Source organism: Halostagnicola kamekurae, assembly GCF_900116205.1.
Lineage (GTDB): Archaea > Halobacteriota > Halobacteria > Halobacteriales > Natrialbaceae > Halostagnicola > Halostagnicola kamekurae.
This window is the reverse complement of record NZ_FOZS01000001.1, coordinates 1265218-1279797: the sequence shown is the minus strand read 5'-3', so window position 1 is coordinate 1279797 and position 14580 is coordinate 1265218. Positions and strand designations below refer to the sequence as shown.

Below are 14580 nucleotides of genomic sequence, written 5' to 3'. Positions count from 1 at the left end.
CGCACTCGAGAGAACGATTTCCTCGATACGCGGTTAGCTTTAGCCCGAGGCGATTTCGACGAGTTCGTGCAGTCGGGCGGCGGCGTCGGTCGCCGTCGCGCCGAAGACGAACGTGATCGGCTCGATGCCGAACGCGCCGCGGTGGTATGCGACGCGGGGAACGCCACTCGCTTCGGCGAAGCGCGTCTCGAGGCGATCCGCCCGCTCCTCGTAACTGGCGTCGAACTCGAGCGGATCGTATCCGAGTTCGCTCGCGGCCTCGAGTAAGCGGTCGTCTGTCGCGATGTTGATCGCGCCGCGGATTTCCGGATCGACCGTGTTCGCTGCGAGCACGGCCGTCGCGACGTGGCTCGAGGCGCCGAACTCGGGATTGGCCGGCACCTCGACGCGCCCGCTCATCGAGTAGATTCGGCCGGGAATCGCGGCGACGTCGGTTTCGTCGCTCGCGTCCGGGAGGGCCATTCCGACGTTGGTTCCGACGTTCGGAACGTACTCGGCCATACCGGAAATGGTTGCGAGCGTGCGCGCGGCCGATCGGACGTCCGCGAGGACCTCGCGTTCGGCCCGAACGTCCGTGTCGAGCCCGCGAACGCAGAGGTCACAGCCGAGTCCCTGCAGTTCGGGCATCTCCTCCTCGTGAAGTTCGCAGATGGGGCCTCGATCCTCGAGGCGCTGGATCAACGCGAGGAGTTCGGCGAGGGCGTCGTAGCCGTCCATCTCGCCGGTGTGGATGCCCTCGGCGAGTCGGTCGACCGTCGCCACCGTATCCGGATCGGTCCGGAACCGTTCCTCGCCGCTCGCCTCCCCGGCGACGTACTTGCTGATCGCGGCCTGGGTGACGCTCAGTTCGATCGCGATCTCGTTCTGGGTCATCCCACGTTCGGAGAGCCGTCTCGCGAGCATCGCCCTGACCGTCGGAAGGAATCGGTCGACGACGAGTTCGCTCGGCAGGACCAGCGACATGTTCTCGGTGGTTGTGCCGTCAGTGCCATAAATTCGACTACACTGCGCGAACCGAACGCACCGTCGAGTCGAGCATTCCAGTCGGATCGGACACCGTGCTCGAGCCGAACACGTCGTCCGGATCGATGAACCAGCGAACCCGCGCGAAACAACGAAAGACATACCCGTCGAGACTCGACAGTGAACGTATGAGACAGTACCTCTTCACATTCGAAGAAGAGCACCTCCCGCCCGCGGTGATGTTGGCCGTTGGTCTGCTGTTCGCGATTTTCGCGGCCGGGATCGTCTACCAGCTGCTCGCTGCGCTCGTTCTCTAAATCGGACCCGACAGTATCGGTCCGCGTGACAGTGTTGGTCAGTTACACAGAATCTCCGGAAGACAGGTATTAAGCCGAGAGACACGAATCTGTCGATAATGGCACTCTCGAGCGCTCCCGGGAAGGTGTACCTCTTCGGGGAGCACGCGGTCGTCTACGGGGAGCCCGCAGTTCCCTGTGCGATCGAACAGCGCGCACGCGTCGGCGTCGAGCGCCGCGACGACGAGAAGATTCGAGTCAACGCGGAGGATCTCAGCCTCGACGGGTTTACCGTCGAGTACGGCGGACGGACCGAGGACGAACCTGATATCGACGTCTCCGAGTCGCTGCTGGCGGCCGCGACGGGCTACGTCGACGAAGCAATTGCGCAGGTCCGGGCCGTGACCGGCGAGGAGGACGTCGGCTTCGACGTCACCATCGAGAGCGATATCCCGCTCGGGGCGGGTCTGGGCTCCTCGGCCGCCGTCGCCGTCGCCGCGATCGACGCCGGAACGCGCGAACTCGGGACGACCCTCGAGGTCGAGGAGATCGCAGATCGCGCGTTCAGAACCGAGTACGAGGTTCAGGACGGACAGGCATCGAGAGCGGACACGTTCTGTTCGGCGACCGGCGGCGCGGTCAGGGTCGAGGGCGACGACTGCCGGACGATCGACGCGCCCGACCTGCCGATCGTGATCGGCTTCGACGGCGGCGCGGGCGACACCGGACAGCTCGTCTCAGACGTGCGCGACCTGCGCGAGGAGTACGAGTTCGCGGCGAACACCGTCGAATCGATCGGAAACATTGTCCGGAACGGCGAGCAGGCGCTGGCCGATGGAGACGTCGAAGAACTCGGTCGGTTGATGAACTTCAATCACGGTTTGCTCTCGGCGCTCGGCGTCTCGTCTCGGTCGCTCGACGCGATGGTCTGGGCGGCCCGGGACGCAGATGCATACGGCGCGAAACTGACGGGTTCGGGCGGCGGCGGCTGTATCGTCGCGCTCGACCCGAGCGAAGCGACCGAAACGGCGCTGAAGTTCACGCCCGGCTGTGAGGACGCGTTCCGGGCGGAACTCGCCGACGAAGGGGTGTGTCGGCTCGAATGAGCGCGACGATCCTGAAACTCGGCGGCAGCGTCATCACCGACAAGGAACGACCGGAAACCCTCGACGGACCGGCCCTCGAGCGGTCGGCGGCCGCGGTCGCTTCTGCACTCGAGGGGGGGTCGCTCACGGACGGGCTGGTCGTCGTTCACGGCGGCGGCAGCTTCGGCCACCACCACGCGAGCGAACACGGGGTCACGACGACCGAGGGGACAGACGAGATCGAGGCGGTGGTCGACATCCACGGCGCGATGGAGACGCTCAATCAGTTCGTCCTCTCCCGACTCCACGCACAGGACGTGCCCGCCGTTCCCGTCCATCCGTTTTCGACTGCCTCCCGAGACGAGACGGGCGCGCTCTCGCTGCCGACCGCACAGATCGAGGCGATGCTCGAGGCGGGGTTCGTCCCGGTACTCTACGGCGACATCATCGCGACAGCGGGGGCGGGAGTGACGATCATCAGCGGCGACGAACTGGTCACGGAACTCGCTCGAGCGCTCGGCGCGGACCGCGTCGGACTCTGTTCGACCGTTCCTGGCGTGCTCGACGACGACGGCGCCGTCGTCGATCGGATCACGTCGTTCGAAGACGTCGACGCGATCCTCGGCGAGAGCGAGGCGACGGACGTGACCGGCGGCATGGCGGGAAAGGTCCGGACGCTGCTCGAACTCGAGGCTCCCGCCTCGATTTTCGGGCTCGAGTCGATCGACTCGTTTCTGGCCGGCCAGAGAGTCGGAACGTCCATCGAGTGAGCGTCGTTCTTTTCCCGCCCATGGGAGATCGTGACAGTCGCCGAAACAGCCACTGACAGCGAGATATTCCAACCCACTGCGTTTTTAACACCCCGGCGTGTACAGTGAGATACCGAAACCCGCGGGCAAGTGCGTTCGCGACTCACGGCGATCGTGGGTTCGAACGGAGGAAACGACCTCCGCGAGCGCATAGCGGGATGGCCGACGTGCTGTAAGACGCCGGGGCCGAGAAAACAGGAGTCCGCGGACCGTTTCGTTGAGAGTCCACGCGGCTTTCAGTGCTACAACCATGGAAATCGAAATTGCAACTATTGGCGGTTACGAAGAAGTCGGACGGCAGATGACTGCCGTTCGCGCCGGAAACGACGTCGTCATCTTCGACATGGGTCTGAACCTCTCGAAGGTTCTCATCCACGACAACGTCGAAACCGAACGGATGCACAGCCTCGATCTGATCGACATGGGAGCGATCCCCGACGATCGGATCATGTCCGAACTCGAGGGCGACGTCCAGGCGATCGTCCCGACACACGGCCACCTCGACCACATCGGTGCCATCTCGAAGCTGGCTCACCGATACAACGCGCCGGTCGTCGCGACGCCGTTTACGATCGAACTGGTCAAACAGCAGATCGAAGGCGAACAGAAGTTCGGCGTCGAGAACGACCTCGTCAAGATGAGCGCCGGCGAGACGATGACCATCGGCGACGAGGGCGTCGAACTCGAATTCGTCAACGTGACCCACTCGATCATCGACGCGATCAACCCGGTCCTCCACACGCCCGAGGGCGCGATCGTCTACGGCCTCGACAAGCGCATGGACCACACGCCGGTCGTGGGCGACCCGATCGACATGAAGCGGTTCCGAGAGATCGGCCGCGAAGGCGAAGGCGTTCTCTGTTACATCGAGGACTGTACCAACGCGAACAAGAAGGGGAGAACGCCCTCCGAGAACGTCGCGCGCGAACACCTCCGCGACGTCCTCTACAGCATGGAGGACTACGACGGCGGAATCGTAGCGACGACGTTCTCGAGTCACATTTCGCGCGTGACCAGCCTCGTCGAGTTCGCCAAGGACATCGGACGTCAGCCGGTCTTGCTGGGCCGGTCGATGGAGAAGTACTCCGGAACCGCAGAGCGACTCGACTTCGTCGACTTCCCGGACGATCTGGGCATGTTCGGCCACCGCAAGTCAGTCGATCGGACGTTCAAACGGATCATGAACGAAGGCAAGGAGAACTTCCTCCCCGTCGTGACCGGCCACCAGGGCGAACCGCGTGCGATGCTCACCCGTATGGCCCGGGGCGAAACGCCGTACGAACTGGACGACGGCGACAAAGTCGTCTTCTCCGCTCGGGTTATCCCGGAGCCGACGAACGAGGGCCAGCGGTATCAGGCCGAACGCCTGCTCGGTATGCAGGGCGCGCGAATCTACGACGAGATCCACGTGTCCGGCCACCTCAACCAGGAAGGTCACTACACGATGCTCGACGCGCTCGAGCCACAGAACATCATCCCGGCCCACCAGGACCTCAAGGGACTGTCGGGCTACGTCAACCTCTGCCAGGGCGAAGGCTACAAGCTCGGACGTGATCTGCACGTCTCGAGCAACGGAAACCTCATCCAGCTAGTCGATTGATATGACCACTTCAGAGGCGAGAGAACAAGCCGTGCTCGAGGGCGTTCGCAAGCGCCGAGAACGGGTCAACGAGGCGATCCCCGACGAGTTGCCGATTCAGCGTCCCGAACGCCTCTACGAGGCGTCGCGGTACTTGCTCGACGCCGGCGGCAAGCGGCTCCGTCCCGCTGTGTTGCTGACGGCTGCGGAAGCGCTCGCGGACGTCGAGCCGCTGTCGACGCCCTACCGAGAGTTTCCGACGCTGACCGACGGCACCGTCGACATGATGGCCGCCGCGGTGAGCGTCGAAGTGATCCAGTCGTTCACGCTGATCCACGACGACATCATGGACGACGACGACCTCCGTCGCGGCGTCCCGGCCGTCCACAAGGAGTACGACACCGAGACGGCGATTCTCGCCGGCGACACGCTCTACTCGAAGGCGTTCGAGATCATGCTTGAGGCGGGCGCCGAACCGGACGCCATCGTCGAAGCCCTCGACATCCTCGCGACGACCTGTACGAAGATCTGCGAGGGCCAATCGCTCGACGTCACCTTCGAACAGCGCCGAGACGTCACACCCGAGGAGTACCTCGAGATGGTCGAACAGAAGACCGCGGTGTTGTACGCGGCGTCGGCGTGCCTTCCGGCGGTGTTGATGGGTGCCGACGAAGACACCGTCGACGCGCTGTACGGCTACGGACTCGACATCGGCCGCGCGTTCCAGATCCAGGACGACGTTCTCGATCTGACGGTCCCGAGCGATAAACTCGGGAAACAGCGAGGCAGCGACCTCGTCGAGAGCAAACAAACGCTGATAACCGTCCACGCGCGCGAGCGCGGCGTCAATGTCGAGGAACTGCTCGAGTCGGTCACGGTCGAAACCGTCACTGAAGCCGAAATCGACGACGCGGTTTCGGAACTCGAGTCGGTCGGGTCGATCTCGTACGCCAACGAGACGGCTCGAGACCTCGTCATGCAGGGGAAGAATCGATTGGACGTTCTCGCGGACAACGAGGCGCGCCAGCAGCTGTGTGAGCTGGCCGACTACCTCATCGAACGCGGTTACTGACCGAGTCGAGTGTCGGTTTCACCGCGGTCGCTTTACTGACCGGAATCGATACGCCTCGAGCGGCCGGACCGACACCGCGACAGTTTTGGGTCGGCGCGAACACCCTCTCCTCATGGACGACGATCTGCGCGAACGCGTCGAGCGCGAAGCCGAAAAACACGCGCTCTTGAACGCGGTGAAACACGAGAGCGACGCGAACGTCGGGGCGGTGATGGGGCCGCTGATGGGCGAGAACCCGGCGTTTCGAGAGCACGCCGACGCGATTCCCGGCGTGGTCGGCGGCGTCGTCAGCGAGGTGAACGGGCTCGGACACGACGAGCGACGGGCGCGTCTGGAGACGCTGGCACCCGAGCAGTTAGCCGAGATCGAGGCCGAAGACGAGGGCGAGGACCACCCGCTCGGGGACTTGCCGAACGTCTCCGAGTACGACGAGGTTCGGATGCGCTGTGCGCCGAATCCGAACGGCCCGTGGCACATGGGCCACGCGCGAATGCCGGCGGTCATCGGGACCTACAAGGAACGATACGACGGCTGGTTCTGCGTTCGCTTCGACGACACCGATCCCGAAACCAAGCGTCCGGACCTCGACGCCTACGACGCCATTCTCGAGGACACCGAGTACCTCGGGTTCGAACCCGACGCGACGTTCAAGGCCAGCGACCGCCTCGAGATCTACTACGACCACGCGCGGAAACTCATCGAGATGGGCGGGGCCTACACCTGTTCGTGCTCCGGCGAGGAGTTCAGCGAGCTGAAAAACGACGGCGAGGCCTGCCCGCACCGAGACAAGGACGCCGAGACGGTCCTCGACGAGTTCGAAGACATGATCGCGGGCGTCTACGACAGCGGCGAGATGGTCCTCCGGGTCAAGACCGATATCGAACACAAGAACCCGGCGCTCCGGGACTGGGTCGCGTTCCGGATCATCGACACCCCACATCCGCGCGAGGAAGCCGCGGAGTTTCGCTGCTGGCCGATGCTCGACTTCCAGTCGGGTATCGACGACCACATCGTCGACATCACCCACATCATCCGCGGGATCGACCTGCAGGATTCGGCCAAACGCCAGCGCTTCGTCTACGAGTACTTCGGCTGGGAGTACCCCGAGGTCGTCCACTGGGGTCACGTCAACGTCGATGAGTACGATTGCAAGATGAGCACGTCGACGATCAAATCGCTGATCGAAGCGGGCGAACTCGACGGGTGGGACGATCCCCGAGCGCCGACGCTGCGAAGTCTGCGCCGGCGGGGAATCCGCGGCGAGGCGATCACCGAGGCGATGGTCCAGTTGGGAACGTCCACGAGCGACGTCGACCTCGCGATGAGTTCGGTGTACGCGGCGAACCGGGATCGGATCGACGAGGAGACCGATCGGCGCTTTCTCGTCCGCGAGGGCAATCAGGTCCCGCTCGGTGGTAGTCCGCCCGATGAGGGCAACCCACCGTTGCACCCGAACCACGAGGAACGCGGGGTTCGCGAGATTCCGGTCGGCGATAGCGTCCTGCTCGAGCCCGACGATCTCCCGGAACCCGAAGAGCGCATCTGGCTGAAAGGGCTCGGCTGCTTCCAGTACACTCGCGGAACGCTCCAGTACACGGGCGAAGATATCGACGTGGTGCGAGAGGGCGACGTCGACGTGATCCACTGGGTGCCGGCGGCCGAGAGCGTTCCGGTGCGCATGCGGACCATCGACGGGGACGTGACCGGCCGCGCGGAACCCGCGGTCGCCGACCTCGAGTCCGACGAGATGGTCCAGTTCGAACGGATCGGATTCGCGCGGATCGACCGCCACGACGAAGAGGAAACGGTGGCCTACTACGCACACCCGTAGTCCGGATAGATTACGCCGTTTCGTCGCTCATTTTGGCCGTACCGCCGCTCGTCGGTCGTTGCGTGATTTACGTGTACCACCTATCGTTTCGGTTTTCGATACTATTCGAGCGTCTCGTCTACGTCGTCTGGTAACGGGTCCGGAACGATTCCCTCTTCCTGGGCGAGCACTCGAGCGTGCGGTGCGCAGACGGCCCGATTTTCGTCCCAGGGGATGTGCAGGAGAACCGCGGCGATCTGATCGCACCCGTCTTCGGAACAGATCATACAGTGAAGTGAAACTATCACATATTTAGTTTTTCCCCGGGCAGGTCTCGGGCGTTCGTTCGCGTCGTCTGAGCGGATTCGGTCGCTGGGTCCGATTCAAAAGAGGACGACCGCGACCGCGAACCCGAGCAGGACCGACGCCGTGAGCAGGACCTGTACCGCCGTCGAGGCGAGGACGCCAACCGTCGCGTACGACGCGGAGCGAACGCTTCGGTCGAACGCGCCGTCGCGGACGAACTCGAGGACGAAGACGGTGCCAAAGAGACCGGCCAGCAGGCCGATGGGGCCGGTGACGACCATCAACAGAATCCCCGCGATCGCGGCGATCGCGGTCGTCTGCCAGGACGCGCCGCCGGCTCGAGCGGCGATCGCCCCGCCGACGAGTTCCGCGACGACGGCGAGCAGCGCCAACGCCGCGAGCACGGCGAGCGCCAGCACGCCCGGTTCGGTAAAGCCCGAGTGCCACCAGTACACGAAGAGTCCGACCAGCGAGAGCGTCCCGCCCGGGAGGAGCGGGACGACCGTTCCGACGACGCCGCCGATCAGCAGCGCGACCGCGAGCAGCGAGACGACATCGACCATACAGAATGCGGGCGGGGAGTCCCCAAATTACTACCGCCTCGGACAGATTCGGTACGTCGCGGGGTAGCTGAACCGATCGCGGGGTTCGACTCGCTGAATCGCTCGTGACGGCCTGTTAGCTGAATCGGTCGCGTACCTCGAGTGCGGGGTCGGTTCCGTACGCTTCGACGAGTGGGACCAACGCGTCCCCGAGCGCCCGTCGACACTGGCCCGCAGAGTGGTACTCGAGCAGTTCGGCGACCGATTCCCACGCTCGGCCCTGCAAGACGCGGGCGACGAGAAGCCGCTCGTCCGCCGCAGCGAGATCCGTCGGCGTCGAATCCCCCACGAGGCCGCGACAGACGACCTCGCGAAACGGGCCGGGATCGACGTCGAACCGGCCCGGCCCGTACGCGGCTCCGGCGACGACTCGCCACTCGTGGTCGGAGAGCGCGAGCGACGGCGATGCGTCGACCGTCCGGAGGACGGCCCGGATCACGTCCGGGTCGACGTCGGCGAGCGAATCCGAGACGAACGCCGGCAGGCGACGGATGAACCGGGCTGCGTGTCTGTCAGCGAGTTCGCGCCCGCGCTCGCTCGTCGGCGCGAGCATGAACGTCGAGTGCTCGCCGCTCGCGGCGTTTTTCGTCGTCGAAACGTGGACCGCCCCGAATCCGTTGTCGCCCCAGAACTCGAGCAGGCCCGGGGTCGCACCGAAGGCGGTTCCGAGCCAGTCGACTTCCTCGCCAAATTCCTCGCGAATCCGCTCGAGGAGCGCCGAGCCGAGTCCGCGCGAACGCGCGGCGTGGTGGGTCGCGATGCGAACCACCCGGAGTCCGGACGGTTCGCCAGCGTCTTCGTCGCGGAGTTGGCTGGCGAGAACGTCCGGGAGAAGGTTGCCGCGAACCCGGCCCCCCTCGTACATCTCCGCTCGAGTCTCGCGTGCGAGCCCGCCCTCGCTTGCGAGCAGGGCGACGCTGACGACGTGGCCCTCGACTGTCAGCGCCCGCGCCGTGAGGTTCGGCGCGTCGAGCAAGCGAGCCAGATCGTTCGGCTCCGTGCGATAGTGGGCCTGCACGAGGAGTCCGAACGCCTCCCGAAGCAGGGATTCGTCGGCCAACAGCGCCGACGGCTCGAGCGCCCGATATCGCGCGCGATCCGGCGTCGCGTCGTCGACGAGCGGTGCGACCGGCGGTCGGGCGTCGAGGCCGAGCGCGCGAAACGACCAGACCTCGAGCGGGTCGCCGGCGGCGTAGCGGATCGGATCGGTCATCGATCGGTTGACCACCTCGTGACTGGCCTCCTCGAGTCGGTCCCGGAAGCGAACCGAAAAGCCCCGTCCCGCGCCTTCGTAGCCGTGTATCGTGGTCGCGAAGGCGACGCGGTCGGTCTCGAGAAACCCCTCGAGGGTCGACACCGGCAGCGCGGCCGCTTCGTCCACGATGACGATGTCAGGGTCCAATGCCGCCGCTCGATCCGAGCACTCGCCGCCGGTACGTATCGTCCGGACGGCGGCGTCCGGATCGCGGAACCGCACTCGGCCGCCCGCGCTCGTTCGAACGTCGAGCCCGTCTCGAGTCGCGTCGACTGCCGGTTCGGAGTCCGGTTGCTCACGCTCGAGCGAGTCGATGATCTCCCGCGTGCGAGCGAACAGTTCCGTCGCGTTTCTGGCGGCCGGTGCGGTGACGAGCACGTCGGAACCCTCGAGCGCGAAACACCCGGCGGCGATCCCCGCCGCGCTGGATTTTCCCCGGCCGCGGTTCGCCTCGAGGACGACGGCCCGATCGGGTTCGAACAGCGACTCCATGGCGGCAACCGCATCGGCCTGGTCGCCGGTCAGGCAGGCCTCGTAGGCGGCGGTCGGAAAGCGCATCGGCGACTCCGTGCTCGCTCGGCGCTCGAGTGGCGTGGCTGGCTCCGAGGTCCTTAGCTGGAGCGGTGCCGGCTCGACGAGACCGTCGTCGACGATCGTCTCGCTATCCGCATCGACGATCGCGATACCTCGGTGGGCCCGAAGCGTCTCGGCCACCCGGCCGACGAACCGGCCGGTCACGTCCGCGAGCGAGGCGGGCGGTACGGCCATCGACTCCGAAAACCGGCCCCGTCGATCCGGCCACTCCTCGAGCGGCGGGGTGAGCAGGACCAACAGTCCGCCCCCGTCTACGGCACCGACGACCATTCCGAGCGCGTTCGGCTGGAGGTCCGCGTGCGCGTCGAGGACGAGCAGCTCGCGGGTCGTCCCGAGGAGCTCGTCCGCGCCCGTCTGCTCGACCTGTTCGCACCGGAGTCGGTCGTCGGGACCGACGAGGGTCGTCTCGGTGATCCCCACCGACAGCGCGTCGAGCACCGACTCGAGCAGGTCGTAGCCTCGCTCGCGCTCACCGGCGATGACGAGCGCCCGGCGCTCGTTCGTCGCAGCGGCCTCCCGACGGAGGGCGAGAGCGAGAGAGACGAGATCCATACCTCTCGAGTGGTCGCCGCGAGTGTAAAAGGTCTCGACCGCAGATCGGTAGCGTCGCCCGGCACCTGCTTGCGAGTGGCTGGCACGGCGTCGTTCGTTTGGACACGCTTTTAAGGGGGGCTACGCTACTGATGCGTACACCCTACGCGGGGTTGATGATGCTCCTAGCCCCACAGGACTTTTGCCGGATCGACCGGCCCGGGTTGTGGGTATCGGAATAGGTCCGACACTCCAACAGCGACCCAGCGCCCGGATGGCAGGGGAGCGAGAGCCCGCGCGTAGGAGAGGTGAACAACCAATGGCAGTCTACGTAACAACAGAAATCCCAGCCGACCTCGCAGACGACGCCCTCGAGGCGCTCGAGGTCGCACGAGACACAGGCCGTGTAAAGAAAGGAACGAACGAAACCACCAAAGCGATCGAGCGCGGCAACGCCGACCTCGTCTACGTCGCGGAGGACGTCAGCCCCGAAGAGATCGTGATGCATCTCCCGGAACTCGCAGAGGAGAAGGGCATTCCCGTCGTCTTCGTCGAAACCCAGGACGACGTCGGACACGCCGCCGGCCTCGAGGTCGGCTCGGCCGCTGCGGCGATCGTCGACGCCGGCGAGGCCGGAGACGACGTCGAGGACATCGCCGGGAAGATCGAGGATCTGGACTGAGGTGACCCAAGATGAGTGCTGAAGAGGGAGAAAGCGGCTCGACGCCCGCCGAAGTTATCGAAGTCGTCGGCAAGACCGGAATGCATGGCGAGGCCATGCAGGTCAAGTGCCGAATCAAGGAGGGCGAGAATCAAGGTCGCATCATCACCCGAAACTGCCTCGGACCGGTCCGCGAAGGAGACGTACTCCAGCTCCGCGAGACCGCCCGCGAGGCCGACTCGATTGGAGGACAGTAACAATGGTCGAGAAACGAACCTGCGATTACACCGGCGAAGAGATCGAGCCCGGAACGGGCATCATGTACGTTCGCAACGACGGCAGCGTACTCCACTTCGTCGACTCGAAAGCGGAGAAAAATTACAAGCTCGGTCGCGAACCGCGCGACCTCGAGTGGACGGAGGAAGGCCGAAGCGGGAAGGGGTCTGCCCAACCCGAGACGACCACCGAGGACTCCGAGACGACCGCGGACGACGAAGCGCCCTTCGACGACGAATTCGAGGAAGCCGAAGTCGTCGACGAGGACGATACCGAGTCAGACGATTCGGATACGGACTCCGACGAGGAGTCCCTCGAAGACGACGCGGACGCTGAAGACGACGAGGACGACCAATGAGCGACCACGAACGCACCTTCGTGATGGTCAAGCCGGACGCGTTCGCTCGAGGCCTCGTCGGCAACGTCGTCTCCCGACTCGAGGACCGCGGTCTCAAACTCGTCGGGATCAAGGTCATCAACATGCCCGAAGAGCGCGCCGAAGAACACTACGCCGAGCACACGGACAAGCCGTTTTTCGACGATCTCATCGAATTCATCACGGCCGGTCCGGTCGTCCCGATGGTCTGGGAAGGCCAGGACGCGACGCGACAGGTCCGCCAGATGATCGGCGATACGGATCCGCTCGAAGCTGACCCGGGTACCATTCGCGGTGACTTCGCACTCGACCTCGGCCGGAACGTCGTTCACGCGGCCGACCACGAGGACGAGGGCGCGAACGAACGCGAGATCGCGATCCACTTCGACGACGAAGAACTGATCGATTACGATCAGCACGACGCGAACTGGCTCTACGAGTAACGCGTCGGTCGAACGACTCGAGTTTTTGAACGTCGTTCAAATAATTACAACTGCTGACAACTCACCTTGAGTTCACAGACTGTCAGGTACGACACTGGTGGGAAGTTATATTGGCTATACTGCGGTCACAGGCGGTAGCTGGCGACGGATCGTATCGAGAGAAAACCTCAAACAACAGATGTGTAATATTACCGAAGGGCGTAACATCTAATGTGTCCCCTGCAATAGGGGCTAGTGGTGGTTTCGAATGGTAACGTACGGTAGGTGGTCACTGGATGGGTAAAACAGAGCGTGAATCAACAGCGATGCGAGCGACATCGTCTCCGTCGCTCGATCTGGTGTTCAACCTGCTTTCGGTCCGCAGGCGACGATACGCGCTGTACTATCTCGCAGAGCAAACCGATGGCATCACGACGTTCGACAAACTCGTCGACGACGTACTCGCTCGAGAGGCAGGTTCCGAAAACCGGGACGAACACAGACAGCAGATCCAGACCTCTTTACAGCACGTTCATCTACCTCGCCTCGAGGACGCGGGGATTTTAGAGTACGATGCCCGGAGCGATACTGTTCGCTACTGGCAACAGCCGACGCTCGAGGAGTGGCTCGAACACGCACGGCACAAGGAATTTATCGACTAAATCGATCGAGTGCGCTCGACTCAACACTCGAGTGGACGACCTATCGTACTGTCGAGGTATTCGTTCGGTGCCTGAAAGTTTTAACAGCGCATTCGTGGTGAACGCACGTGGGAGTGAGCGCCTGTACGCCCGAGATCACGACGTTCGTGATCCGTGGTATCATTTCACTCCTTAAAGCTTAACAGGTTAGCGACCGAGAAACAACGTAGAGGTGACCAACGATGACTGATCACGAACTTCCACCGCTTCCGTACGATTACGACGCGTTAGAACCGGCACTCTCCGAGCAGGTGCTTACGTGGCACCACGACACCCACCACCAGGGATACGTCAACGGCCTCAACAGCGCCGAGGAAACCCTCGCCGAGAACCGCGAGAACGGCGACTTCGATTCGACGCCCGGTGCGCTCAGCAACGTCACGCACAACGGCTGTGGCCACTATCTCCACACGCTGTTCTGGGAGAACATGGCCCCCGACGGCGGCGGCGAGCCCTCGGGCGACCTCGCCGACCGCATCGAAGAAGACTTCGGCTCCTACGAGGCCTGGAAAGGCGAGTTCGAAGCGGCGGCGGGTGCCGCAGGCGGCTGGGCGCTGCTGGTATACGACCCGGTCTCGAAACAGCTTCGCAACATCGCCGTTGACAAGCACGATCAGGGCGCGCTCTGGGGATCGCACCCGATTCTCGCACTCGACGTCTGGGAACACTCCTACTACTACGACTACGGCCCAGACCGCGGAAGCTTCATCGACAGCTTCTTCGACGTCGTCAACTGGGACAAAGCGGCCGAGGAGTACCAGACCTGCCTCGACCACTTCGAATAGACCGACACGCTCCATTTTTCGCCGCGAGAGCGGTTTCTTGATCGATAGTCGTCGACAGTCTGCGAGTTGTGGCCGACCGTGTTGTCCACCGACCGAAACCAGACGGTTTACCCGCGGGTCCACCCTACCCTCTTCCATGCCCGTTCCGAAATCCGAATTCGACAGCTTGCCACCGTGTGATTTCTACACGCCGGCCGAACTGCTCGAGACGGACCGGATGTACACCGTCTACGAGATCGCCCGACTCCTACAGGGACTCGAGCCGGACGCGGACATCGATCGGGAGACCGAGGACATCCTGCTCGACTGGGCGATTCCGTGGGTGATGACTAACGCAGACGATCTCGTGGTCGCCGAACCGCGCGACGAGGACGAGCCGGGCTACTACGGACTGAAAGAGTGATCTCGCCGGATTAACGAAGCCCGATCCACTGGTAGCGATATGGCACGATCGATA

17 protein-coding genes are annotated in these 14580 nt (G+C 64.1%); 13 read left to right on the top strand and 4 right to left on the bottom strand.

Annotated elements, in window-relative coordinates; genetic code table 11:
- Positions 1-39: 39 nt before the first annotated feature.
- Positions 40-963, bottom strand: coding sequence for a thiamine-phosphate synthase family protein (locus BM348_RS06560; RefSeq protein WP_092903090.1), 924 nt, complete (start codon positions 961-963; stop codon positions 40-42).
- Between the two features lie 188 nt (positions 964-1151).
- Between BM348_RS06560 and BM348_RS22165 the strand changes: the two genes are divergently transcribed.
- The 6 genes from BM348_RS22165 to BM348_RS06525 all read left to right on the top strand — a co-directional run bounded on the left by BM348_RS22165 (position 1152) and on the right by BM348_RS06525 (position 7635).
- Positions 1152-1280 carry a hypothetical protein gene (locus tag BM348_RS22165; protein WP_281244672.1) on the top strand — a complete coding sequence of 43 codons (129 nt, stop codon included), beginning with the start codon at positions 1152-1154 and terminating at the stop codon, positions 1278-1280.
- A gap of 98 nt (positions 1281-1378) precedes the next feature.
- The gene (gene mvk, locus BM348_RS06550; RefSeq protein ID WP_092903086.1) at positions 1379-2365 is read left to right on the top strand and encodes a mevalonate kinase; all 987 of its coding nucleotides are present in this window, start codon (positions 1379-1381) and stop codon (positions 2363-2365) included.
- The gene (locus tag BM348_RS06545) at positions 2362-3114 is read left to right on the top strand and encodes an isopentenyl phosphate kinase (protein ID WP_092903084.1); all 753 of its coding nucleotides are present in this window, start codon (positions 2362-2364) and stop codon (positions 3112-3114) included. The genes mvk and BM348_RS06545 overlap by 4 nt, the downstream gene beginning before the upstream one ends.
- A gap of 289 nt (positions 3115-3403) precedes the next feature.
- A complete protein-coding gene (locus BM348_RS06540) occupies positions 3404-4753 on the top strand; it encodes a ribonuclease J (RefSeq protein WP_092903082.1) in 1350 nt (449 codons plus the stop codon).
- Between the two features lies 1 nt (position 4754).
- Positions 4755-5804, top strand: coding sequence for a geranylfarnesyl diphosphate synthase (gene idsA3 / locus BM348_RS06535; RefSeq protein WP_092903080.1), 1050 nt, complete (start codon positions 4755-4757; stop codon positions 5802-5804).
- Positions 5805-5916: 112 nt separating this feature from the next.
- Positions 5917-7635, top strand: a complete 1719-nt coding sequence (locus BM348_RS06525) for a glutamate--tRNA ligase (protein ID WP_092903076.1) — start codon at positions 5917-5919, stop codon at positions 7633-7635.
- 101 nt (positions 7636-7736) lie between these two features.
- On the opposite strand, the gene BM348_RS21195 is transcribed toward BM348_RS06525, so the two are convergent.
- From BM348_RS21195 to tmcA, 3 genes are all read right to left on the bottom strand, one after another.
- A complete protein-coding gene (locus BM348_RS21195) occupies positions 7737-7901 on the bottom strand; it encodes a hypothetical protein (RefSeq protein ID WP_175507119.1) in 165 nt (54 codons plus the stop codon).
- A 96-nt stretch (positions 7902-7997) separates the two neighbouring features.
- Positions 7998-8483, bottom strand: coding sequence for a DUF456 domain-containing protein (locus BM348_RS06520; protein WP_092903074.1), 486 nt, complete (start codon positions 8481-8483; stop codon positions 7998-8000).
- 115 nt (positions 8484-8598) lie between these two features.
- Entirely contained in the window at positions 8599-10923 is a 2325-nt protein-coding gene (tmcA, locus tag BM348_RS06515; protein WP_092903072.1) for a tRNA(Met) cytidine acetyltransferase TmcA, read from the bottom strand.
- 298 nt (positions 10924-11221) lie between these two features.
- Here tmcA and rpl7ae point away from each other — a divergent pair, with 298 nt between their 5' ends.
- The 7 genes from rpl7ae to BM348_RS06480 all read left to right on the top strand — a co-directional run bounded on the left by rpl7ae (position 11222) and on the right by BM348_RS06480 (position 14526).
- Entirely contained in the window at positions 11222-11584 is a 363-nt protein-coding gene (gene rpl7ae, locus BM348_RS06510) for a 50S ribosomal protein L7Ae (RefSeq protein WP_050050709.1), read from the top strand.
- A gap of 11 nt (positions 11585-11595) precedes the next feature.
- Complete coding sequence (locus BM348_RS06505; RefSeq protein ID WP_050050710.1) at positions 11596-11820, top strand: 30S ribosomal protein S28e; 225 nt, start codon at positions 11596-11598, stop codon at positions 11818-11820.
- 2 nt (positions 11821-11822) lie between these two features.
- Positions 11823-12197, top strand: a complete 375-nt coding sequence (locus BM348_RS06500) for a 50S ribosomal protein L24e (RefSeq protein ID WP_092903071.1) — start codon at positions 11823-11825, stop codon at positions 12195-12197.
- Positions 12194-12658: a nucleoside-diphosphate kinase gene (gene ndk, locus BM348_RS06495; RefSeq protein ID WP_092903069.1), complete on the top strand. Its 465-nt coding sequence runs from the start codon at positions 12194-12196 to the stop codon at positions 12656-12658. Before BM348_RS06500 ends, ndk begins: the two co-directional genes overlap by 4 nt.
- Before the next feature lie 275 nt (positions 12659-12933).
- Positions 12934-13299 carry a DUF7344 domain-containing protein gene (locus BM348_RS06490; RefSeq protein WP_092903067.1) on the top strand — a complete coding sequence of 122 codons (366 nt, stop codon included), beginning with the start codon at positions 12934-12936 and terminating at the stop codon, positions 13297-13299.
- Positions 13300-13520: 221 nt separating this feature from the next.
- A complete protein-coding gene (gene sod / locus BM348_RS06485) occupies positions 13521-14123 on the top strand; it encodes a superoxide dismutase (protein WP_092903065.1) in 603 nt (200 codons plus the stop codon).
- 136 nt (positions 14124-14259) lie between these two features.
- Entirely contained in the window at positions 14260-14526 is a 267-nt protein-coding gene (locus BM348_RS06480; protein ID WP_092903063.1) for a DUF5827 family protein, read from the top strand.
- Positions 14527-14580: the final 54 nt, after the last annotated feature.

Bases quoted from the DNA above. Each gene is read 5' to 3' on its own strand.
- BM348_RS06560 (WP_092903090.1), bottom strand. From the start codon at position 963: ATGTCGCTGGTCCTGCCGAGCGAACTCGTCGTCGACCGATTCCTTCCG.
- BM348_RS06480 (WP_092903063.1), top strand. From the start codon at position 14,260: ATGCCCGTTCCGAAATCCGAATTCGACAGCTTGCCACCGTGTGATTTC.
- BM348_RS22165 (WP_281244672.1), top strand. From the start codon at position 1,152: ATGAGACAGTACCTCTTCACATTCGAAGAAGAGCACCTCCCGCCCGCG.
- BM348_RS21195 (WP_175507119.1), bottom strand. From the start codon at position 7,901: ATGATCTGTTCCGAAGACGGGTGCGATCAGATCGCCGCGGTTCTCCTG.
- BM348_RS06520 (WP_092903074.1), bottom strand. From the start codon at position 8,483: ATGGTCGATGTCGTCTCGCTGCTCGCGGTCGCGCTGCTGATCGGCGGC.
- mvk (WP_092903086.1), top strand. From the start codon at position 1,379: ATGGCACTCTCGAGCGCTCCCGGGAAGGTGTACCTCTTCGGGGAGCAC.
- BM348_RS06500 (WP_092903071.1), top strand. From the start codon at position 11,823: ATGGTCGAGAAACGAACCTGCGATTACACCGGCGAAGAGATCGAGCCC.
- idsA3 (WP_092903080.1), top strand. From the start codon at position 4,755: ATGACCACTTCAGAGGCGAGAGAACAAGCCGTGCTCGAGGGCGTTCGC.
- tmcA (WP_092903072.1), bottom strand. From the start codon at position 10,923: ATGGATCTCGTCTCTCTCGCTCTCGCCCTCCGTCGGGAGGCCGCTGCG.
- ndk (WP_092903069.1), top strand. From the start codon at position 12,194: ATGAGCGACCACGAACGCACCTTCGTGATGGTCAAGCCGGACGCGTTC.
- BM348_RS06505 (WP_050050710.1), top strand. From the start codon at position 11,596: ATGAGTGCTGAAGAGGGAGAAAGCGGCTCGACGCCCGCCGAAGTTATC.
- BM348_RS06525 (WP_092903076.1), top strand. From the start codon at position 5,917: ATGGACGACGATCTGCGCGAACGCGTCGAGCGCGAAGCCGAAAAACAC.
- rpl7ae (WP_050050709.1), top strand. From the start codon at position 11,222: ATGGCAGTCTACGTAACAACAGAAATCCCAGCCGACCTCGCAGACGAC.
- BM348_RS06545 (WP_092903084.1), top strand. From the start codon at position 2,362: ATGAGCGCGACGATCCTGAAACTCGGCGGCAGCGTCATCACCGACAAG.
- BM348_RS06540 (WP_092903082.1), top strand. From the start codon at position 3,404: ATGGAAATCGAAATTGCAACTATTGGCGGTTACGAAGAAGTCGGACGG.
- BM348_RS06490 (WP_092903067.1), top strand. From the start codon at position 12,934: ATGGGTAAAACAGAGCGTGAATCAACAGCGATGCGAGCGACATCGTCT.
- sod (WP_092903065.1), top strand. From the start codon at position 13,521: ATGACTGATCACGAACTTCCACCGCTTCCGTACGATTACGACGCGTTA.